The following is a 16,437-nucleotide window of genomic DNA, read 5'->3' as shown; positions in this document are numbered from 1 at the left end:
CATTTGACAAGTGCACGCTGTTGAGTTCTCAAGGATCGGATGCTCCCACGACCCAGTCATCACAACCAGGCCCGAAGGGCAACTTCTCTATCTTATCTTCGCTGTTCCGGCTGTCAAATCGACACGCCGTGAAGCTCAGAACCAGATCTGCAGCTCGGGGCTCAAGGCCTCCGAGGCAACTTCACTAGCTTATCCGTTCCGGCGTCGCTGTCAAATTGACCGCTGTTCCGGTAGGAAGCTCCAGGTCAGACAGAAGTGTGTCTGCGATCTGCTCCGAGGAGCAGATCGAGTGGAGGTGGTTCTCCGCTTGAGGGGGGTGAAGCTCTCGGCCTCTCCGCTTCCCTGTGGGGCGAACAAGTAATAAGTTACGTGGGTTCCGGGGTTCCGGCAAATCCGGGCTGTCCGCCGGGCGTGTCGCCCGGCGGACGCGGGGTTCAGGCCCCCAGGACCAGCTTCAACTGCTCGACCGCCCAGTCGAGCTCGGTCGCCCGGATGACCAGCGGCGGTGCGATGCGGATCGTCTGGCCGTGCGTGTCCTTCACCAGCACCCCACGGTCGAGCAGCTTCTCGGCGATCTCGCGCCCCGTGCCCTTGGCGGGGTCGATGTCAACGCCTGCCCACAGGCCGGCGATGCGCACCTCGGTGACCCCATGACCCTTCAGCGGTTCGAGTGCCGCGGCGAGGTGAGCCCCGAGTGCACGAGCGCGCTCCTGGAACTCCCCCGACTCGAGCATCTCCACCACGCGCAGCCCCACGGCCGCGGCGAGCGGGTTGCCGCCGAACGTCGAGCCGTGCTCCCCCGGGCGGATGACTCCGAGCACATCGGCGTTGCCCACGACGGCGGACACCGGCAGGATTCCGCCACCCAGTGCCTTGCCCAGCAGGTACAGGTCGGGCACGACACCCTCGCGGTCGCAGGCGAAGGTCTCGCCGACGCGTCCGAGTCCGGATTGGATCTCGTCTGCGATGAACAGCACGTTCTTGTCGTCGCAGATCTCGCGGATGCGGCGCAGGTATCCCTCCGGCGGGATCACCACCCCGCCCTCCCCCTGGATCGGCTCGATCAGCACGGCGGCGGTGTCTTCGGTGATCGCGGCGGCGACGGCATCCGCATCCCCGTAGGGAACCACGTCGAAGCCCGGCGTATAGGGACCGAAGTCGGCTCGCGCCTGCTCGTCGTCGCTGAAGCTGACGATCGTGGTGGTGCGGCCGTGGAAGTTGCCGGCGGCGACGATGATCCGCGCCCGGCCCTCGGAGATGCCCTTGACGCGGTATCCCCAGGCGCGGGCGACCTTGATGCCCGTCTCGACCGCTTCGGCACCGGTGTTCATCGGCAGCACCATGTCCTTGCCGGCGAGCTTCGCGAGTGCCGCGGCGAACGGCTCGAGCCGATCGCTCTGGAACGCCCTGCTGACCAGCGTGACCCGACCGAGCTGCTCGGTGAGCGCCGCCACGAGAGCAGGATGCCGATGGCCGAAGTTCACCGCCGAGTAGGCGGCGAGGAGGTCGAGGTACCGCTTGCCCTCGACATCCGTCACCCAGGCACCGTCACCGCGTGCGATGTTGACCGGCAGCGGGTGATAGTTGTGGGCGACGTGCGGCTCGGCGGTCACCTCGGCGTCGACGCCGGCGTCGACGGCGGTCACGCGTCACCGCGCAGTTCGAGGGTGCAGCACTTGATGCCGCCGCCGCCGAGCAGCAGCTCGGACAGGTCGACCATGATCGGGTTGTAGCCGCGCTCGCGCAGCTGCTTCTCGAAGCCGAGCGCGCGCGGCGAGATGACCACGTTGTAGCCGTCGCTCGCCGAGTTGAGACCGAACACCGACCCGTCCTCGTCGGACACGAGGATCGCATCCGGGAAACGCTCCTCGAGGATCGCTCGGCTCGCATCGTCGAAGGCGCCGGGCAGATACGCGATGTTCGCGCGCTCGGGGCCGCCGTTCTCAACGCCCTGCACGGGGTCGAGCACCGCGATCGCGGTGTCGAGGTGATAGAACCGCGGGTCGACGAGGTTGAGAGACACGACCTCGCGACCGAACACCTCTCCGACCTCGCGGTGGCTGTCGCCGGTCGAGCGGAAGCCGGTGCCCGCGAGGATCACGTCGCCGACGAGCAGGAAGTCGCCCTCGCCCTCGTTGACCTCTTCGGGGATGACGGTGTCGTAGCCGGCACCGCGGAACCAGTCCGCGAACGCGGGGGCCTCACCCTGACGCTCGACGAAGCGGAACTTCGGCACGTACGCGCGGCCGTCGATCAGGAACCCGCCGTTGGCGGTGTAGACCATGTCGGGGTATCCGGCGAGCGGCTCGATCAGCTCGACCTCGTGACCGAGCTCGAGGTAGAGGTCGTGCAGCTTCTGCCACTGCTCGACAGCCCGAGCTGTGTCGGTCGGCTTCGTCGGCTCCATCCACGGGTTGATCGAGTAGTTCACCGTGAAGTGCGACGGCTTGCACATCAGATAGTGACGGTGGTGTGCGGTGCGGACCGGGGTTGCGGTCTCGGACGCCGGCGCAGTGGTTTCGACAGACATGGGGCTCCTCGAACGGATGCGGCGGACGCTGTCCAGGGGCCCGGCGGTCCTTCGACCCGCGTCGCTCGGTCAGAGTCGACGCCCGGGGGAAGATGCGACTCGGGCACGCCAGCATCCATTCTGTCATCCGCCCCTGAACGCCGCCAGAGCACCGCGCCTCGCGGTCAGGCCCCGTGCACGACGACCTTGCCCACGGTGTGGCCCGCCTCGAGGTGCGCGAGGGCGGCGCGTGCATCGTCGAAGGCGTACTCCCGCTCGACCACAGGCGTCATGCGGCCCTCCGCCGTGAGCTCGAGCAGCTTGGCGAGGACCTCGGGGCGCGGCGTCGCCGCCAACGGATGGATGCGGCGACTCGACCCGATCGACAGGAGCAGCGCCGTGAGTATGCGCGGTATCGGTCCGAGTACGTGCCCTCCGTTGCCTGCCACGAGCACCACCGAGCCGCCGGGCACGACGAGTCGCTGCAGCACGCGCAGGCCCATGCCTCCGGCGATGTCGATCACCGCGTCGAAGTGCCCGGCCGGCAGGTCGCCCAGCGGTGCAGTGCGGTGGTCGAGCGTGCGCACGGCGCCGAGGTGCTCGACGAGCCGGGAGTTGCGTTCGCCGCAGGTCGCCCAGACTTCGGCGCCGCGCAGCGCCGCGAGCTGCACCGCGAAGGTGCCGACTCCCCCGGAAGCACCGATCACGAGAACGCGTGGGACATGTCCGGCCACGCTGCCTCTGGCCGCGCGAAAGCCGATCCCCGCGCGGTCGAGGGCCTGCCAGGCGGTGCCGGCCGAGACCGGCAGGCAGGCAGCGGTCTCGGAGGTGACATCGGGCGGGATCGGCACGAGCCGGGCGGCGGGCACCGCGACATGCGATGCCAATCCTCCACCTCCGGTGACCTCACCGACGACACGCTCGCCGAGCTCGGCTCCGATCGCGCTCGGCCCCACGGCCACGACGGTGCCGGCGACCTCCATTCCGCGCACCGGATACTTCGGACGGGTCAGCCCGAAGATCGGGCGCACGAGCAGCGGGTCGCCGAGCATGAGTCGGACGTCGCCCGCGTGGAGCGCGGTCGCCTCGACGCGCAGCACGACCTCGCCGTGCCGAGGCACGGGAATGGGGATCTGCTCGAGCCGGAATCCGTCGGCCGAGCCGTAGGTCTCGCGACGCCACGCCGGCATCATCTCGGTCTGGTTCGTCGGGGTCTTGTCGGTCTCGGTCATGTCACACCTCCGTGCTGGTGGGTTGCGGATACTGGAACAGGTCATCGAGCCCCACGCCGAAGGCGCGGGCGATCTGGAATGCGAGCTCGAGCGACGGAGAGTACTTCTCCTGTTCGATCGCGATCAGCGTCTGCCTCGTCACGCCGATGCTGCGGGCGAGTTCGGCCTGGGTGAGCCCGGCTGCTTCGCGGTGGGCGCGGATGCGGTTGGAGACGAGTGTGGGCTTGACCATCAGACGAGTCCCCGTCGGTAGGCGACGACTCGCGCGACGCTGCCGACCATGGCCGAGACGGCGAACCCCGCGAACATGGTGTTGGCGATCCAGAAGACGTCGGCGCTCACCGCGCACAGCGCGATCACACCGAGGCCCGCGATCACGACGAAGGCCTGCTCCACCCGGCTGCCCATACGGCTGATGTCGCGGTCGCGGACATCGGACTTGCCGGCCCCGTCGGGATCCTTCGCGCCGGCGATCATTCCCCAGACGATGCTGAGCACGATCGTGGCGACGATGCCGAGACCGATCGTCCACAGCATGAGCGGGAACCAGTCGACATCGGTCACCGGTCCGCCGGCGGCCTGCTGCAGGACGATGACGACGTAGGCCCCGATCACGACCAGGCCCACGATGAGACCGGCCCAGGCGTTGCGCTCTTCGTAGACCATGATGCCTCCCATGTAAAAGATTCTTGACACGACAGTATGCCCGCGGCATCCGCTGTGTCAAGAATTCTTTACACGACGCGGTAGGCCGGCCCCCGTAGGCGGGGTCACTAACGCATCCCTCGTCGCGTGCGGGCGACCAGGTCAGATGACCGGGGCGCTCCAGTCGTCGGGGTTGCCGTAGCGGTGCGCGGTGATCGCGATCGCCTGCTCGTGCACGAACGGCAGCAGCTCGATGCGTCCGGCGGAGGTGACCTCGCCGTCGTACACCGCGAGGTCGGGGTCGCCGTCGACAGCCACCGCCAGCGCTCGGTGCAGCGCGGCCACCGAGTCGCGCGGTCCCACCAGGCGCGCCCTGCTCGGCCGCAGCTCGTCGTCGAGCGACTCGAGCGGCCCGTTCGAATCGTCGCCGCGCCGCCGCATCCGCTCGATCCATTCGTCGTCGGTCTCCATGTAGACCACGGCACCGAGTTCGCCGAGCGCGTGGCGCACCGCCGACGGCAGACCCACCGGGGTCGACAGCACGAATCCGGCCCCGGCGCGCACCGCGGCGACGACGACGCGCAGCAGCTCCTGCCATCCGGCATCCGCCGTGGCCCTGATCGCGACCGGCACAGGGCGGTAGCGGAACAGGTTTCGCTCGACGCCCAGGTGCGACACGTCTCTCACCTGCCCGAACTCCCTGTCCCAGGCGAGCGCATCCGAGAGCGCCGAACGACGCAGCCACTCGAACGCCTCGAAGCCGAGCGAGGGCTGTGCCGACTCGATGAGGTCGGTGATGCGCGAGTCGAGCCCGCGCAGATGCAGCGTGCTCGACACCGTGCCGGACCCGCTCGAACGCCAGGATCCGAGTCCGATCAGGTAGTTGGGTCCGCCCGCCTTGGCGCCGGGGCCGACCGACGAGCGCTTCCACCCGCCGAACGGCTGACGCTGCACGATCGCGCCGGTGATGCCGCGGTTCACATAGAGGTTGCCGGCCTGCACCCGATCGAGCCAGAGGGCGAGCTCGGCCGGATCCTGCGTGTGCAGCCCCGCCGTCAGGCCGTACTCGACAGCGTTCTGCAGCTCGATCGCCCGCTCCAGGGTCGGGGCATGCAAGACGCCCAGCACGGGCCCGAAGAACTCCTCGGTGTGGAACCGCGACCCCGGCTGCACCCCGACACGGATGCCCGGCCGCCAGAGTCGACCGGTGGGGTCATCGGCCGAGAGGGCAGGCTCGATCAGCCACTGCTCCTCGCCGTCGAGTTCGGTGAGCGCCCAGGCGAGCTTGCCCTCCGGCCGCTCGATCACAGGCCCGACCTCGGCCAGCGGATCGGTCGGCCAGCCGACATGCAGTGACCGGGTCGCATCGGCCAGCTGCCGGGCGAATCTCTTCGACCGCCCGACGGGGCCGACGAGGATCGCGAGCGACGCCGCCGAGCACTTCTGCCCCGCGTGCCCGAAGGCGCTGCGCACCAGATCGGCGACCGCGAGATCGAGATCCGCCGACGGGGTGATGATGATCGCGTTCTTGCCGCTGGTCTCGGCGAGCAGCGGAAGGTCGGGCCGCCACGAGCGGAACAGCGCGGCGGTCTCCCACGACCCGGTGAGGATGACGCGGTCGACCGCCTCGTGCGAGATCAGCTCGCGACCGAGGTCGCCCTCCTCGATGTCGACGAGCGCGAGCACATCACGCGGCACACCGACCTCCCACAGCGTCTCGGCGATGACGGCGGCGCAGCGACGCGATTGCGGGGCGGGCTTGAAGACGACTCCCGAGCCCGCGGCGAGCACGGCGAGCACGCCTCCGGCCGGGATGGCGAGAGGGAAGTTCCACGGCGGTGTGACGACGGTGACGCGCGCAGGCTCGAATGCGGCGCCGGCGACGGCATCCAGTTCTCTGGCCTTGGCTGCGTAATAGCGGGCGAAGTCGACGGCCTCACTGACCTCCACGTCGGCCTCGGCGAAGACCTTGCCGGTCTCGGAGGCGGCGACCTCGATCAGGTCTCCTCGTCGACCCTCGAGCGCGGCCGCGGCACGCAGCAGCACCTCGGCGCGTTCGGTGGCGGGGCGCGCGCCCCATAGGGCAGCGGCATCCCGCACTCCGGCGATCATGGTCTCGAGCGTGTCGGCATCGTCGACACGTGCCGCGTCGATCGTCGCGGTGCCGAGCGTCGAGCCGGCGATGCGCGAGTGGATCTCGCGTGCCCAATCGCGGTTGACCGGAAGCGACGGATCGCTGTCCGGAGTGTTCGCGAATCCGGGAGCACCGCCGGTCGCCTCGTCGAGCTCGCGCGGAGCGTAGACCGCCGTCTCGAGGAACGGCCCGCCGGTGTCCTCCGAGCCGCGCGAGATGCCGAGCACCGCCTGGGTCAGCCCCTCTTCGGGCGCGGGAGCCACGGGCACAGGGCGCATCGACTCGTGCACCGGCGCCATCCGATCCTGGCTGCGCAGCGCGCCCACCTGCAGCGTCGGCGACGTCGAGCGGTCGACGGCGTCGAGGAACCTGTCGCGCTCGCGCACGAAGAGCGACTCGTCGTCGCCGAGCCGGAACGCGGCGGAGAGGAAGTTGTCGCTCGACGCGTTCTCTTCGAGACGACGGACGAGATAGCTGATGGCCACATCGAACTCGCCCGGATTCACGACCGGCACGTAGAGCAGCACCTCGCCGACCTCGCGCGAGACGGCCTGCACCTGCCCCTGCGCCATGCCGAGCAGCATCTCGAACTCGATCGGCGGCTGGGTGTTCGCGACCGGAGTCGCCGCACCGGAGTCGAGGACACCAACCCCGCGCTCCCCCGCCAGCAACCACGCATAGGCGATGCCGAACAGATTGTGCCCCGCGACGCCCAGTCGCACCGCAGCGACGTTCTCGGGGCGAAGCGCCCAGTCGAGGCAGCGCAGATAGTTGGCGTCGGTGTCGAGCTTGGTGTCGTAGGTCGCCTGCGCCCATCCGTGCATCCGCGCCTCGACCCGCTCCATCGCGAGGTTGGCTCCCTTGACGAGTCGCACCTTGATGGGGGCGCCGCCATGGTCGACCCGTTCGCGGGCCCAGGCGGTGAGCTGCTGCAGGGCCGGCAGCGCGTCGGGGAGATAGGCCTGCAGCACGATGCCCGCCTCGAGACCGTCGAGGCGCGGATCCTCGAGGATGCGGGTGAACACCGCGATCGTCAGGTCGAGGTCGCGATACTCCTCCATGTCGAGATTGATGAAGGTGCGATCCGAGGCGGCCGTCAGATACAGCGGAAGCAGTCTCTCGACGACCGACTCGACGACCGACTCGAACGCCCACATCGAGATGTGGCTGACGATCGCCGACACCTTCACCGACACGTAGTCGACATCGGGGCGACGGATCAGCTCATGGATGCCGTCGAGCCTCCGCTGCGCCTCGTCCTCACCCAGCACCGCCTCGCCCAGCAGGTTGAGGTTGAGCCGAGCGCCCGATTCGCGGATCTTCGCGATGGCGGGCCCGAGCTTCGCGGGGCGGGCGTCGACCACCAGGTGACCGACCATGTCGCGCAGCACCCGACGAGCGATGGGCACCACGGGTGTCGGCAGCATCTGCGCCACGCCGCCGCCGATCCGCACAGCCGACCGCAGGTACCAGGGCAGGAAGTCGGGCACGATCGGGGCGATGCGGTGCAGCTGCGATGCTGCGGCGCTCAGGCTCTCGGGGCGCATGACGCCGTCGACGAATCCGAGTGTGAACGGCAGCCCGTTGGCATCCTGCAGGACGCCGGCGAGACGCTCTGCGGCCGGGTCGACATCGGCGGCCGCGGCCTCGATCACCCAGCGGCGGGCGAGCTCGACGGCGCGGTCCGCGAGTGAGACGGATTCTGGATCCGTGGAGGGCATCGGGTCGGCCATGAGCTCAGCCTAGGACTGCCGTGCTCGCCTGCCCGTGAACGACGGTCGCGTCGGGGGGTTCGGGTCGCAGTCCGTGCCGTCGATCGCGCGAACGCACGGCACGGGCAGGCGACCGGAACCCAGACGGAGCGCTCAGAGTGCGGCGATCATCTCGTCGTACCCGTCGCGGAAGGTCGGATACTCGAGGTCGCCGAGGAACTCCTGGAGCAGGCGCCCCTCGAGCACCGTCCCGCCGCCGACCTCCGGGTCGAGGTGCGGCGGCGTCTCGACTCCGAGGCGGGAGGCGATGTGCGCGACGACGTCTCCGAGCAGCACCGGCTCGCGGTCCACGGCATGGATCAGCGGTGGTGCGGAGTCGGCCCGCAGCATCGCCTCGAGCAGCCGGACGAGATCGGTCTCGTGGATGCGGTTGGTGCGACGGGTGTGGTCGACCGCCGCACCCTCGCGCACCCGCCGGATGAGGAAGTCTCGACCGGGGCCGTAGATGCCGGCCGGACGAACGATCCGCGCCCCGAACAGCTCCGTCGCCAGGTGCTCACCCTCGACCAGATCGCCGCCGCGCTCGCTCGACACGCGTGGTGCATCGCGCTCGGTCAGCGGCGTCTCACCGGGACGCCCCTCGAACACGCGCGTCGACGACACGAACACGACCCGCCCCGGCATCGACGGAAGGGCGTCGGCGAGCCCCCGCAGCGCCGGCGGATACACCGAGTCGCCCTCGGTGCTCGGCGGCAGCGTGATCACGACCGAGTCGAACCCGGGGAGCTCACGGTCGAGCGGATGCCGCAGATCGGCCTCGATGGTCGGGAAAGGCATGTCACCCCCGCTGCGTCGCATGGCCGTGACCTGTGAGCCCGCTGCGACGAGTCGCTCACCGAGGCGGATGCCGAGCTTGCCGCATCCGACCAGCAGCACGTCGCCCGGTGCTCGTGTCTCGAGACCCCATGGATCGGTCACGGCGTCAGTTCCAGACGCTCGGCGCCGGGGTGCGCACGGGAGGCAGGGCGGATGCCGCGGCCCAGTCGTGCACCCAGGGGTCGATCTCGGGCACGCCCTCCGGCTTGCCGACGGCGGCGAACAGCTCTTCGTTGCTGACCGTGCCGCCGGTGCGGCGCAGCATCCGCGATCGCACGATGACGCGGGCGTAGATCTCACCGCCGACGACCGCCCTGTGCTCCAGGAACACGGCCTTGTCGTCATGCCCGATGAACCGCGACTGCACCTCGAACCGCTGCCACAGCTGCAGCGACTTGCGGAATGTCACGGTCTCGCTCGAGACGACGGCGTACCAGCCGCGTTCGTTCATGGCGTCGAACAGCCCTGTGCGGATCAGCAGGTCCCACCGGCCGAGGTCGAAGAGCGACAGGTATCGGCCGTTGTTCATGTGACGGAGGATGTCGATGTCGGTCGGCAGCGTCGTCAGCCGGATGCTGCTGACCGATGCCGCGTCGAGCGTCTTGCCTCGCCGCACTCGACGGCGGGCGGAGAGGATCACGAGGAGAGTGCGCCAGATCACGTTCACGAGGACTGATCGTAGCCATCGACGAACGGATCGCGAACATCGTTGTGCGAACCCTCCACCGGCATATCGGCGCTGTGGGAACGCTTCCGCTCGATTTCCTGATCCCGGAGGCCGCGCGTAGAGTCACGATATGAGCGCCGAAGCCCAGCCTGAAGTCATTGTCCGTCCGGTCCGTGATGTGGATGCGGAAGCCCTTGGTCGTGTGCACGCGCAGTGCTGGCACGAGACCTACGACCACCTGATCAGCAAGGCCGCGCTCGAGAAGGTCTCACCCCGGCGCATGGCCGAACTATGGACGCATTGGGCCTCTCAGGGCCCCGAGTTTACGATGCGCGCTGCGCTCGTCGACGGCGAGATCGTCGGCTTCGTCGGCTCCGGTCCCGCCCGCGACAAGGACGCCCCGGCGTTCCGCGAGCTGTACTTCATCTACCTGCTCGACGCGTATCACTCCACCGGCATCGGCCAGAAGCTGTTCGATGCGGCGGTCGAGAAGGACGAGCCCCTCTACCTGTGGGTCGCGGAGGACAACCCCCGCGCGCACCGCTTCTATACCCGCAACGGGTTCTCACTCGACGGCGCCAGCCACACCGAGCCGTTCCTCGGCGAGACGCTCACCGAGGTGCGCTTCGTCCGCTGATTCCGCGTTCGCGACTCAGCATGAACGGCCCCCTGCCACCGGCAGGGGGCCGTTTCTCTGCGTCCGGCTGCAGTCCGTGCTGAAGACGGAGCCGGGTCAGCGCCCGGACACGCTGCCGAACAGCTTCGCGATCGGCGCGATGACGAGCGGGCGAGCCGCGACCCAGCCGATGGCGATCACCACCAGGGAGGCCACGAAGACCCAGAAGCCCGTCCAGCCGACGGCATCCGACGAGGCGTACATGTGGTTCAGGTTGCGCAGGAAGCCGGTGAGGAACACCAGGGCCACGTGCCCGATGATGAACACCACGAAGTAGATCATGACCGGGAAGTGCAGCGCACGGGCCCACTCGATCGGGTACGCCTTCGACAGTCGCTCCGCCTTCTTGGGCCACATGCCCGACATGCGGAACCCGGTCGCCGCCGCCAACGGGGCCGCGATGAACACGGTCACGAAGTAGGCCAGCTGCTGCAGGCTGTTGTAGTTCACCCAGCCGTGCTCGGTCGGCCAGTCGAACGACACGTACTGCAGCGCGGCCGACAGCGCGTTCGGGATGACCTCCCAGCTGGTCGGCACGATGCGCGCCCAGTGCCCGGTGACGAACAGCAGCACCACGAAGATCACGCCGTTGACCAGCCAGAGGATGTCGAGCGCCTGGTGGAACCAGATCGTCAGGCTGACCTTGCCCTTGGGGTCGTTGCGCGGGGTCCAGAAGGCGGTCGGCCGCTTCTCGTTGCGGATGCGCAGGCCCGAGCGGATGATCAGCACCATCAGGAACACGTTGAAGAAGTGCGCCCAGTTGGTCCACGGCGCGAACCCGGGCTCGACAGCGACGGCCGGCTCGTACTCTCCGGGGAAGGCGGCGAGGAAGTCCTGCATGAAGGGGAAACTCAGCAGGGCGCGCACCAAGGCCACGGCTGCGGCGGCCAGGATGCCGAGGGCCGCGGCCCCGAGCAGACCCGCGATCGCCTGGGTCCAGGAGGGCCGGGGACGGACGGATGCCGGAGCGGTCGCTGTGATGTGTCGGGGAGCGCTGCCGTTCCACACCGTGTGCGGGGACGGCAGCGGGATAGACGGGTCGCCGAGGGCAGGAGCCGTGCGGGTGGTGGCGACGCCGGTGGAGGGGGTCGCTGCGGGTGCGGTGGATGCTGCGGGGACTGTCGCTGTCGCTGTGGTGGCGACTGCGGGTGCGGGCGCGGCGGCCTCAGCGACCGGGGCCGCGACGGACTCTGCGGCTGACACCGGGACTGTGTCGGCCGGAGGCCAGGGTTCTCCGCCCGCGACGCGCGGGAGACCGCGTCGCACGGATCCCGCCGGGGCGGCAGCGCTCGCCGAAGCGTTCGCGGCAGGGGTCCCGTCGTCCAGTGGCTCGACGACCGATGCGGCCTCGACCGCGGGCGAAACGAGCGGTGCGGCCTCGACCGCGGGCGAAACGAGCGGTGCGGCCTCGTGCCGCTCGTCGAGCGAGGTTGCGGCCACCCCCGCGGCCGCCCCCGCCGTCGCCGTCGTCGACGCCGACCGAGATGGCACATGCTCTGCACCGCTCACGGCGGTATTCGCGGGAGGCCATGGCTCGCCGCCGGGCACACGCGGCAGACCACGGCGCAGCGCTGCCGCCCGGCCGGGCGAAAGCGAGACGACGGAGGACTGCTGCGCGCCGTCGGCAGGAGTGAGCGCGGCGTCTGCCGGTGCGGTTCGGGCGGGTTCCGCTGTGGCGGTCGGAGCCGGAGCGGCCGGAGCCGCATCGACACCGCCCCCATCGACGGCGATCTCTCCAGGAGGCCACGGTTCGCCGCCGGGCACGCGCGGGAGCCCGCGCCTGAGCATCCGCGTCGCCATGGCTACTTCTTCCGAGCCTCGAGGCCAGCGATCACCTGCGGGACGATCGTGAACAGGTCGCCGACGATCCCGAAGTCGGCGACGTCGAAGATCGGCGCCTCCGCGTCCTTGTTGATCGCGACGATGTTCTTCGCCGTCTGCATGCCCGCGCGGTGCTGGATCGCACCCGAGATGCCGAGCGCGACATAGAGCTGCGGCGATACCGAGACTCCGGTCTGACCGACCTGATGCGACTGCGGGATGTATCCGGCATCCACTGCGGCCCGCGATGCGCCGACGGCTGCGCCGAGCGCATCGGCGAGCTCCTCGACGAGCACGAACTTCTCCTTCGAGGCGAGTCCGCGGCCGCCCGAGACGACGCGGGTCGCGCCGCGCAGCTCGGGTCGAGACGACGTGGCCTCGACCGCTTCGACGGCGCCGACCGTGGCAGCGGCTGCCCCGGATGACGTCACAGCGAGCGCGTCGACGGTCGGTGACGCCACGGCGTCGACGCGCGCATCGACGGCCCCCTGACGCACGGTGATGACCGGGGCGCCGAACGTGGGAGCCGAGTCGGTGAGGTACGCCCCGCCGTAGACGGAGTGGTGCGCGACGATGCCCTCGTCGTCGCGAGAGACGCCGACGGCGTCGACCGACAGCGCCAGCTTCGCGCGCACCGCGAACCTTCCGGCGACATCGCGTCCGCTGATGGAGTTCGAGACGAGCACGGCATCCGGTCGCACCTGCTCGAAAGCTGCCTGCAGCGCGTCGACGATCGGCACCGTGAGGATCGTCTCGTCGGCGTCGGCCGTCAGCACGACGGATGCTCCCGCCGCGGCCACCTGCGCGGCGGCATCTGCGGATCCGCCGACGACCAGCGCGACCGGAGAGCCGACGGTCGCCGCCGCGCCGATCAGGGCGGCGGTGCTGCTGGCGGCGTTTCCTGCGGGGTCGAGGTCGACCAGGACGAGGATCGCGTTCTCGGGGTAGGTCATGTCACACCAGCCTGTTCTGCACGAGGAACTCGACCAGCTTCTCGGCCGCATCGCCTTCATCGACGATCTTCACACCGGCGGCGCGCGGCGGCTTCTCGGCGACGGAGGTCAGGATCGTGCGGGGAGCCGCAGCGGGGTCGGCCGAGACACCGAGGTCGTCGAGGGTCAGGACCTCGAGCGGCTTCTTCTTCGCCGCCATGATGCCCTTGAAGTTTGGGAAGCGCGCGTCGGGCAGCGCTTCGGTGATCGAGATGACGGCCGGGAGGGATGCCGAGATCGGCTGCGCTCCGGCATCCGCCCCTCGCGTGCCCGTGACGCCCTCGGCCGTGATCTCGACAGAGGTCAGCGCGGTCGCGTGCGCCCAGCCGAGGTGCTCGGCGATCATCGCGGGGATGACGCCGCCCGAGCCGTCGGTCGAGAGGTTGCCGGTGATCACCAGGTCTGGTTCGCCGCGGCGGATCGCGGCGGCCAGCGTCTCGGCCGTGAGCCCGAGGTCAGCGCCCGCGAGCTGCTCGTCGGCGATGTGCAAGGCAGATCCTGCGCCGATCGCCAGCGCCCGTCGCACCGATGCCGTCGAACCGCCGGGAGCCATCGCCACAGCGACGACCTCGGTGCCCTCGTTCTTGTCGGCGTGACTGAGAGCGACCTCGAGTGCTCGCTCGGTGATCTCATCGAGCACCACGTCGCCGGCACCGCGGTCGGCGAGGCCCGTCTCGAGGTTCAGCTTGCGATCGCCATAGGTGTCGGGCACCTCTTTGACCAGGACGAAGATCTTCATCGATTGCTCCTCACGACTGCCTTGATTCTAGTCCCTTGATACTGAGTCCCAACCATCGAGCGACTGAGACCCAGACGCCGTTCCGGTCGGCGCATCCCCGGAGTCCGGACCCGATGCCCTACCGTAGAACCGTGGTCCGACCCCGCCCTCTGCCTGTCGATCCGCTCGCTGAGGCGAAGCGGCAGTGGCTCGCGCACGGCTGGACGGATGCCGCCGACGGCATGACCGTCGTCACCTCGGTGATGCGGGCCCAGCAGCTGCTGCTCGCGAGAGTGGACGCCGCGCTGAAGCCGTTCGCGCTCAGCTTCGCCCGCTACGAGATGCTGCGGCTGCTGGCATTCAGCCGCTCGGGTCGCCTGCCGCTGTCGAGCGTGGTCGCGCGGCTCCAGGTGCACGCGACGACCGTCACCAGCACGGCCGAGCGCCTGGTGCGCGACGGGCTGATCGTGCGCGAGCCGCATCCGCACGACGGCCGTGCGGCCCTGCTCTCTCTGACGGACGCCGGCCGCGAACTCGTCGAACGCGCCACCTCCGCACTCAACGCCGATGTCTTCGCCGACCCCGGCGTGAGCAGGGAGGACGCGACCGAGCTCGTCGCGATCGTGGCGCGGATGCGCAAGGCGGCCGGAGACTTCAGCGACCCGAAGCCGCAGCCGGACGCGCTCTGACGTGGTCGAGTTCGTGCTGGAGCGCGTGATCGCCGCCCCGCGCGCCACGGTCTTCGCTCTGGCGCTCGACCCGGGGCTGCATCTGCGGTCGATGGCTCGATACGGCGAGACGATGGTCGAGGCTCCGGCGGGCGGCGTGTTCACCGAAGGATCGACCGTGACCTGGCGCGCGCGGCACTTCGGCATCCCGTTCCGGCTGCGCACGATCGTGTACGACGTCGACGCTCCACACGGGTTCCGCGATCGGCAGCTCTCAGGGCCCTTCGGCGCGTTCCTGCACGAGCATGTCTTCGAGGAGCATCCGCAGGGGACGCTGGCGCGCGACACGATCGTCTTCCACTCGCCGTTCGGTCCGATCGGGCGCCTCGTCGACCGCGTGTTCATGCGCGAGTACATGCGCACGCTGATCGAAGAGCGCAACGACCACCTGGCATCCGAGGCCGAGGGGCGCGGGCGTACACTGCCCGCATGAGCGAACTGCGCCTGCACACGATCCTCGAAGGCCGCGGCCCCGCCGCCGCGATCATCCTCACCGACGAGCAGGTCTCCTCGTTCGGTGCGGGGAAGACGTTCCCCGTCGCGGTGACGATCGATGGCCGCACCTCCCGTCTGCGCCTCGCCCGCATGGGAGGGCAGAACATGATCGGCTTCAGCAAAGCCGTCCGAGCCGAACTCGGGGTCGAGATCGACCAGGAGGTCGATGCCGCCATCCGTCTGGATTCCGCCGAGCGCGAGGTCGAGATCCCGCCCGCCCTCGCCGAAGCCCTGGGTGCCGACGCCGCACTGCGCACAGCCTTCGACGCCCTCTCGTACTCGGTGCGCAAGGAGCACGCCCGCACCGTGGCCGAGGCCAAGCAGGAGGCGACCCGCGACCGCCGCGTCGAGAAGATCGTCGAGGCGCTGCGCGGCTGAGGCACCCGCGCCGCTCCGGTTCTCCGGAGTTGTGGGGCGGAAGTCAGCGGTGCCGGAAGTCGGGCGCACGCTTCTCCCGGAAGGCCGACATGCCCTCCTTCTGGTCTTCGGTGTCGAACAGCTCGGCGAACGCGCGCTTCTCGTGGGCCAGACCGTCGGCGAGAGTCGTCTCCATCGCGGCATCGAGCGCGGCCTTCGCAGCGAACACCGACGGCAGCGACTTCGATGCGATCGTCTCGGCGAGCTTCGCGGCCTCGTCCAGCAGATCGGACGCCGGCACGACGCGCGATACGAGGCCGGAGCGTTCCGCCTCTTCGGCGCCCATGAACCGGCCGGTCAGCACGAGCTCGGCCGCCTTGTAGTACCCGACCGCTCGGATCAGGCGCTGCGTTCCGCCCATGCCGGGGATGACGCCGAGATTGATCTCGGGCTGACCGAACTTCGCGGTGTCGGCCGCCAGGATGATGTCGCACATCATCGCGAGCTCGCATCCTCCCCCGAGTGCGAAGCCCGAGACGGCGGCGATCAAAGGCGTGCGCACTGCCGCGAACTCGTGCCAGACGCCGAAGTGATCCGTCTCGACCATCTCGGCCGCCGACATGCCCTCCATCTCCTTGATGTCGGCGCCTGCGGCGAACGCCTTCTCGGACCCGGTGACGACGATCGCACCGACCCCGTCATCGAGATCGAAGGCCACGGCCGCGGCGGTGACCTCGTCGGCCAGGCGACTGTTCAGCGCGTTCAGCGCCTCGGGTCGATTGAGCGTGATCCACCCGACTCGTCCGCGCTGCTCGACCAGGATCGTCTCGTACTCGGTCATCGTGAGGGCCTCTCCGTCGTGGTCATCTCAGTAT

General features: G+C 69.5%; 16 protein-coding genes. 4 read left to right on the top strand and 12 right to left on the bottom strand.

All coding sequences use genetic code 11. The annotated features are described in order from the left end of the window. Positions 1 to 434 precede the first annotated feature (434 nt). The 8 genes from rocD to ACIP5T_RS14410 form a co-directional block, all read right to left on the bottom strand. Entirely contained in the window at positions 435 to 1,646 is a 1,212-nt protein-coding gene (rocD, locus tag ACIP5T_RS14445; protein ID WP_400864529.1) for an ornithine--oxo-acid transaminase, read from the bottom strand. Continuing rightward, positions 1,643 to 2,530, bottom strand: a complete 888-nt coding sequence (gene ddaH, locus ACIP5T_RS14440; protein ID WP_400864527.1) for a dimethylargininase — start codon at positions 2,528 to 2,530, stop codon at positions 1,643 to 1,645. The genes rocD and ddaH overlap by 4 nt, the downstream gene beginning before the upstream one ends. 164 nt (positions 2,531 to 2,694) lie before the next feature. Continuing rightward, entirely contained in the window at positions 2,695 to 3,741 is a 1,047-nt protein-coding gene (locus ACIP5T_RS14435) for an NAD(P)-dependent alcohol dehydrogenase (RefSeq protein ID WP_400864525.1), read from the bottom strand. A 1-nt stretch (position 3,742) separates the two neighbouring features. After that, a complete protein-coding gene (locus ACIP5T_RS14430; protein WP_042541438.1) occupies positions 3,743 to 3,973 on the bottom strand; it encodes a helix-turn-helix transcriptional regulator in 231 nt (76 codons plus the stop codon). After that, positions 3,973 to 4,419 (bottom strand): hypothetical protein, encoded by a 447-nt coding sequence (locus ACIP5T_RS14425; RefSeq protein ID WP_400864522.1) that lies wholly within the window; start codon positions 4,417 to 4,419, stop codon positions 3,973 to 3,975. The genes ACIP5T_RS14430 and ACIP5T_RS14425 overlap by 1 nt, the downstream gene beginning before the upstream one ends. A 129-nt stretch (positions 4,420 to 4,548) precedes the next feature. Continuing rightward, on the bottom strand, positions 4,549 to 8,253 hold the full coding sequence (locus ACIP5T_RS14420) for a proline dehydrogenase family protein (protein WP_400864519.1): 3,705 nt from the start codon (positions 8,251 to 8,253) through the stop codon (positions 4,549 to 4,551). 132 nt (positions 8,254 to 8,385) lie between these two features. Beyond that, entirely contained in the window at positions 8,386 to 9,210 is an 825-nt protein-coding gene (locus tag ACIP5T_RS14415) for a hypothetical protein (RefSeq protein WP_400864517.1), read from the bottom strand. Between the two features lie 4 nt (positions 9,211 to 9,214). Continuing rightward, a complete protein-coding gene (locus ACIP5T_RS14410; protein ID WP_400864514.1) occupies positions 9,215 to 9,775 on the bottom strand; it encodes an acyl-CoA thioesterase in 561 nt (186 codons plus the stop codon). A 130-nt stretch (positions 9,776 to 9,905) separates the two neighbouring features. Here ACIP5T_RS14410 and ACIP5T_RS14405 point away from each other — a divergent pair, with 130 nt between their 5' ends. Continuing rightward, a complete protein-coding gene (locus ACIP5T_RS14405; protein WP_400864511.1) occupies positions 9,906 to 10,412 on the top strand; it encodes a GNAT family N-acetyltransferase in 507 nt (168 codons plus the stop codon). Positions 10,413 to 10,508: 96 nt separating this feature from the next. Here ACIP5T_RS14405 and ACIP5T_RS14400 read toward each other — a convergent pair whose 3' ends face one another. Genes ACIP5T_RS14400 through ACIP5T_RS14390 form a run of 3 tightly spaced genes read right to left on the bottom strand, consistent with a single transcriptional unit; the run spans position 10,509 to position 14,003 of the window. Then, positions 10,509 to 12,251, bottom strand: a complete 1,743-nt coding sequence (locus ACIP5T_RS14400) for a cytochrome b/b6 domain-containing protein (RefSeq protein WP_400864508.1) — start codon at positions 12,249 to 12,251, stop codon at positions 10,509 to 10,511. A gap of 2 nt (positions 12,252 to 12,253) precedes the next feature. Then, the gene (locus tag ACIP5T_RS14395) at positions 12,254 to 13,225 is read right to left on the bottom strand and encodes an electron transfer flavoprotein subunit alpha/FixB family protein (protein WP_400864505.1); all 972 of its coding nucleotides are present in this window, start codon (positions 13,223 to 13,225) and stop codon (positions 12,254 to 12,256) included. Between the two features lies 1 nt (position 13,226). Further along, positions 13,227 to 14,003, bottom strand: a complete 777-nt coding sequence (locus ACIP5T_RS14390) for an electron transfer flavoprotein subunit beta/FixA family protein (RefSeq protein WP_400864501.1) — start codon at positions 14,001 to 14,003, stop codon at positions 13,227 to 13,229. Between the two features lie 131 nt (positions 14,004 to 14,134). On the opposite strand from ACIP5T_RS14390, the gene ACIP5T_RS14385 reads away from it, so the two are divergent. Genes ACIP5T_RS14385 through ACIP5T_RS14375 form a run of 3 tightly spaced genes read left to right on the top strand, consistent with a single transcriptional unit; the run spans position 14,135 to position 15,583 of the window. Further along, the gene (locus ACIP5T_RS14385; protein ID WP_400864499.1) at positions 14,135 to 14,671 is read left to right on the top strand and encodes a MarR family winged helix-turn-helix transcriptional regulator; all 537 of its coding nucleotides are present in this window, start codon (positions 14,135 to 14,137) and stop codon (positions 14,669 to 14,671) included. A 1-nt stretch (position 14,672) separates the two neighbouring features. Continuing rightward, positions 14,673 to 15,143 carry an SRPBCC family protein gene (locus ACIP5T_RS14380; protein WP_400864496.1) on the top strand — a complete coding sequence of 157 codons (471 nt, stop codon included), beginning with the start codon at positions 14,673 to 14,675 and terminating at the stop codon, positions 15,141 to 15,143. Continuing rightward, entirely contained in the window at positions 15,140 to 15,583 is a 444-nt protein-coding gene (locus ACIP5T_RS14375) for a YdeI/OmpD-associated family protein (RefSeq protein WP_400864493.1), read from the top strand. The genes ACIP5T_RS14380 and ACIP5T_RS14375 overlap by 4 nt, the downstream gene beginning before the upstream one ends. A gap of 43 nt (positions 15,584 to 15,626) precedes the next feature. Here the strand turns inward: ACIP5T_RS14375 and ACIP5T_RS14370 are convergent, their stop codons facing one another. Continuing rightward, entirely contained in the window at positions 15,627 to 16,403 is a 777-nt protein-coding gene (locus tag ACIP5T_RS14370; RefSeq protein ID WP_400864490.1) for an enoyl-CoA hydratase, read from the bottom strand. Positions 16,404 to 16,437: the final 34 nt, after the last annotated feature.

Origin of the sequence: Microbacterium sp. NPDC088619 (assembly GCF_044752825.1) — a bacterium.
Taxonomy (GTDB): Bacteria; Actinomycetota; Actinomycetes; order Actinomycetales; family Microbacteriaceae; genus Microbacterium.
The sequence above is the reverse complement of the archived record's forward strand: the minus strand, read 5'-3'. Positions and strand labels throughout refer to the sequence as shown.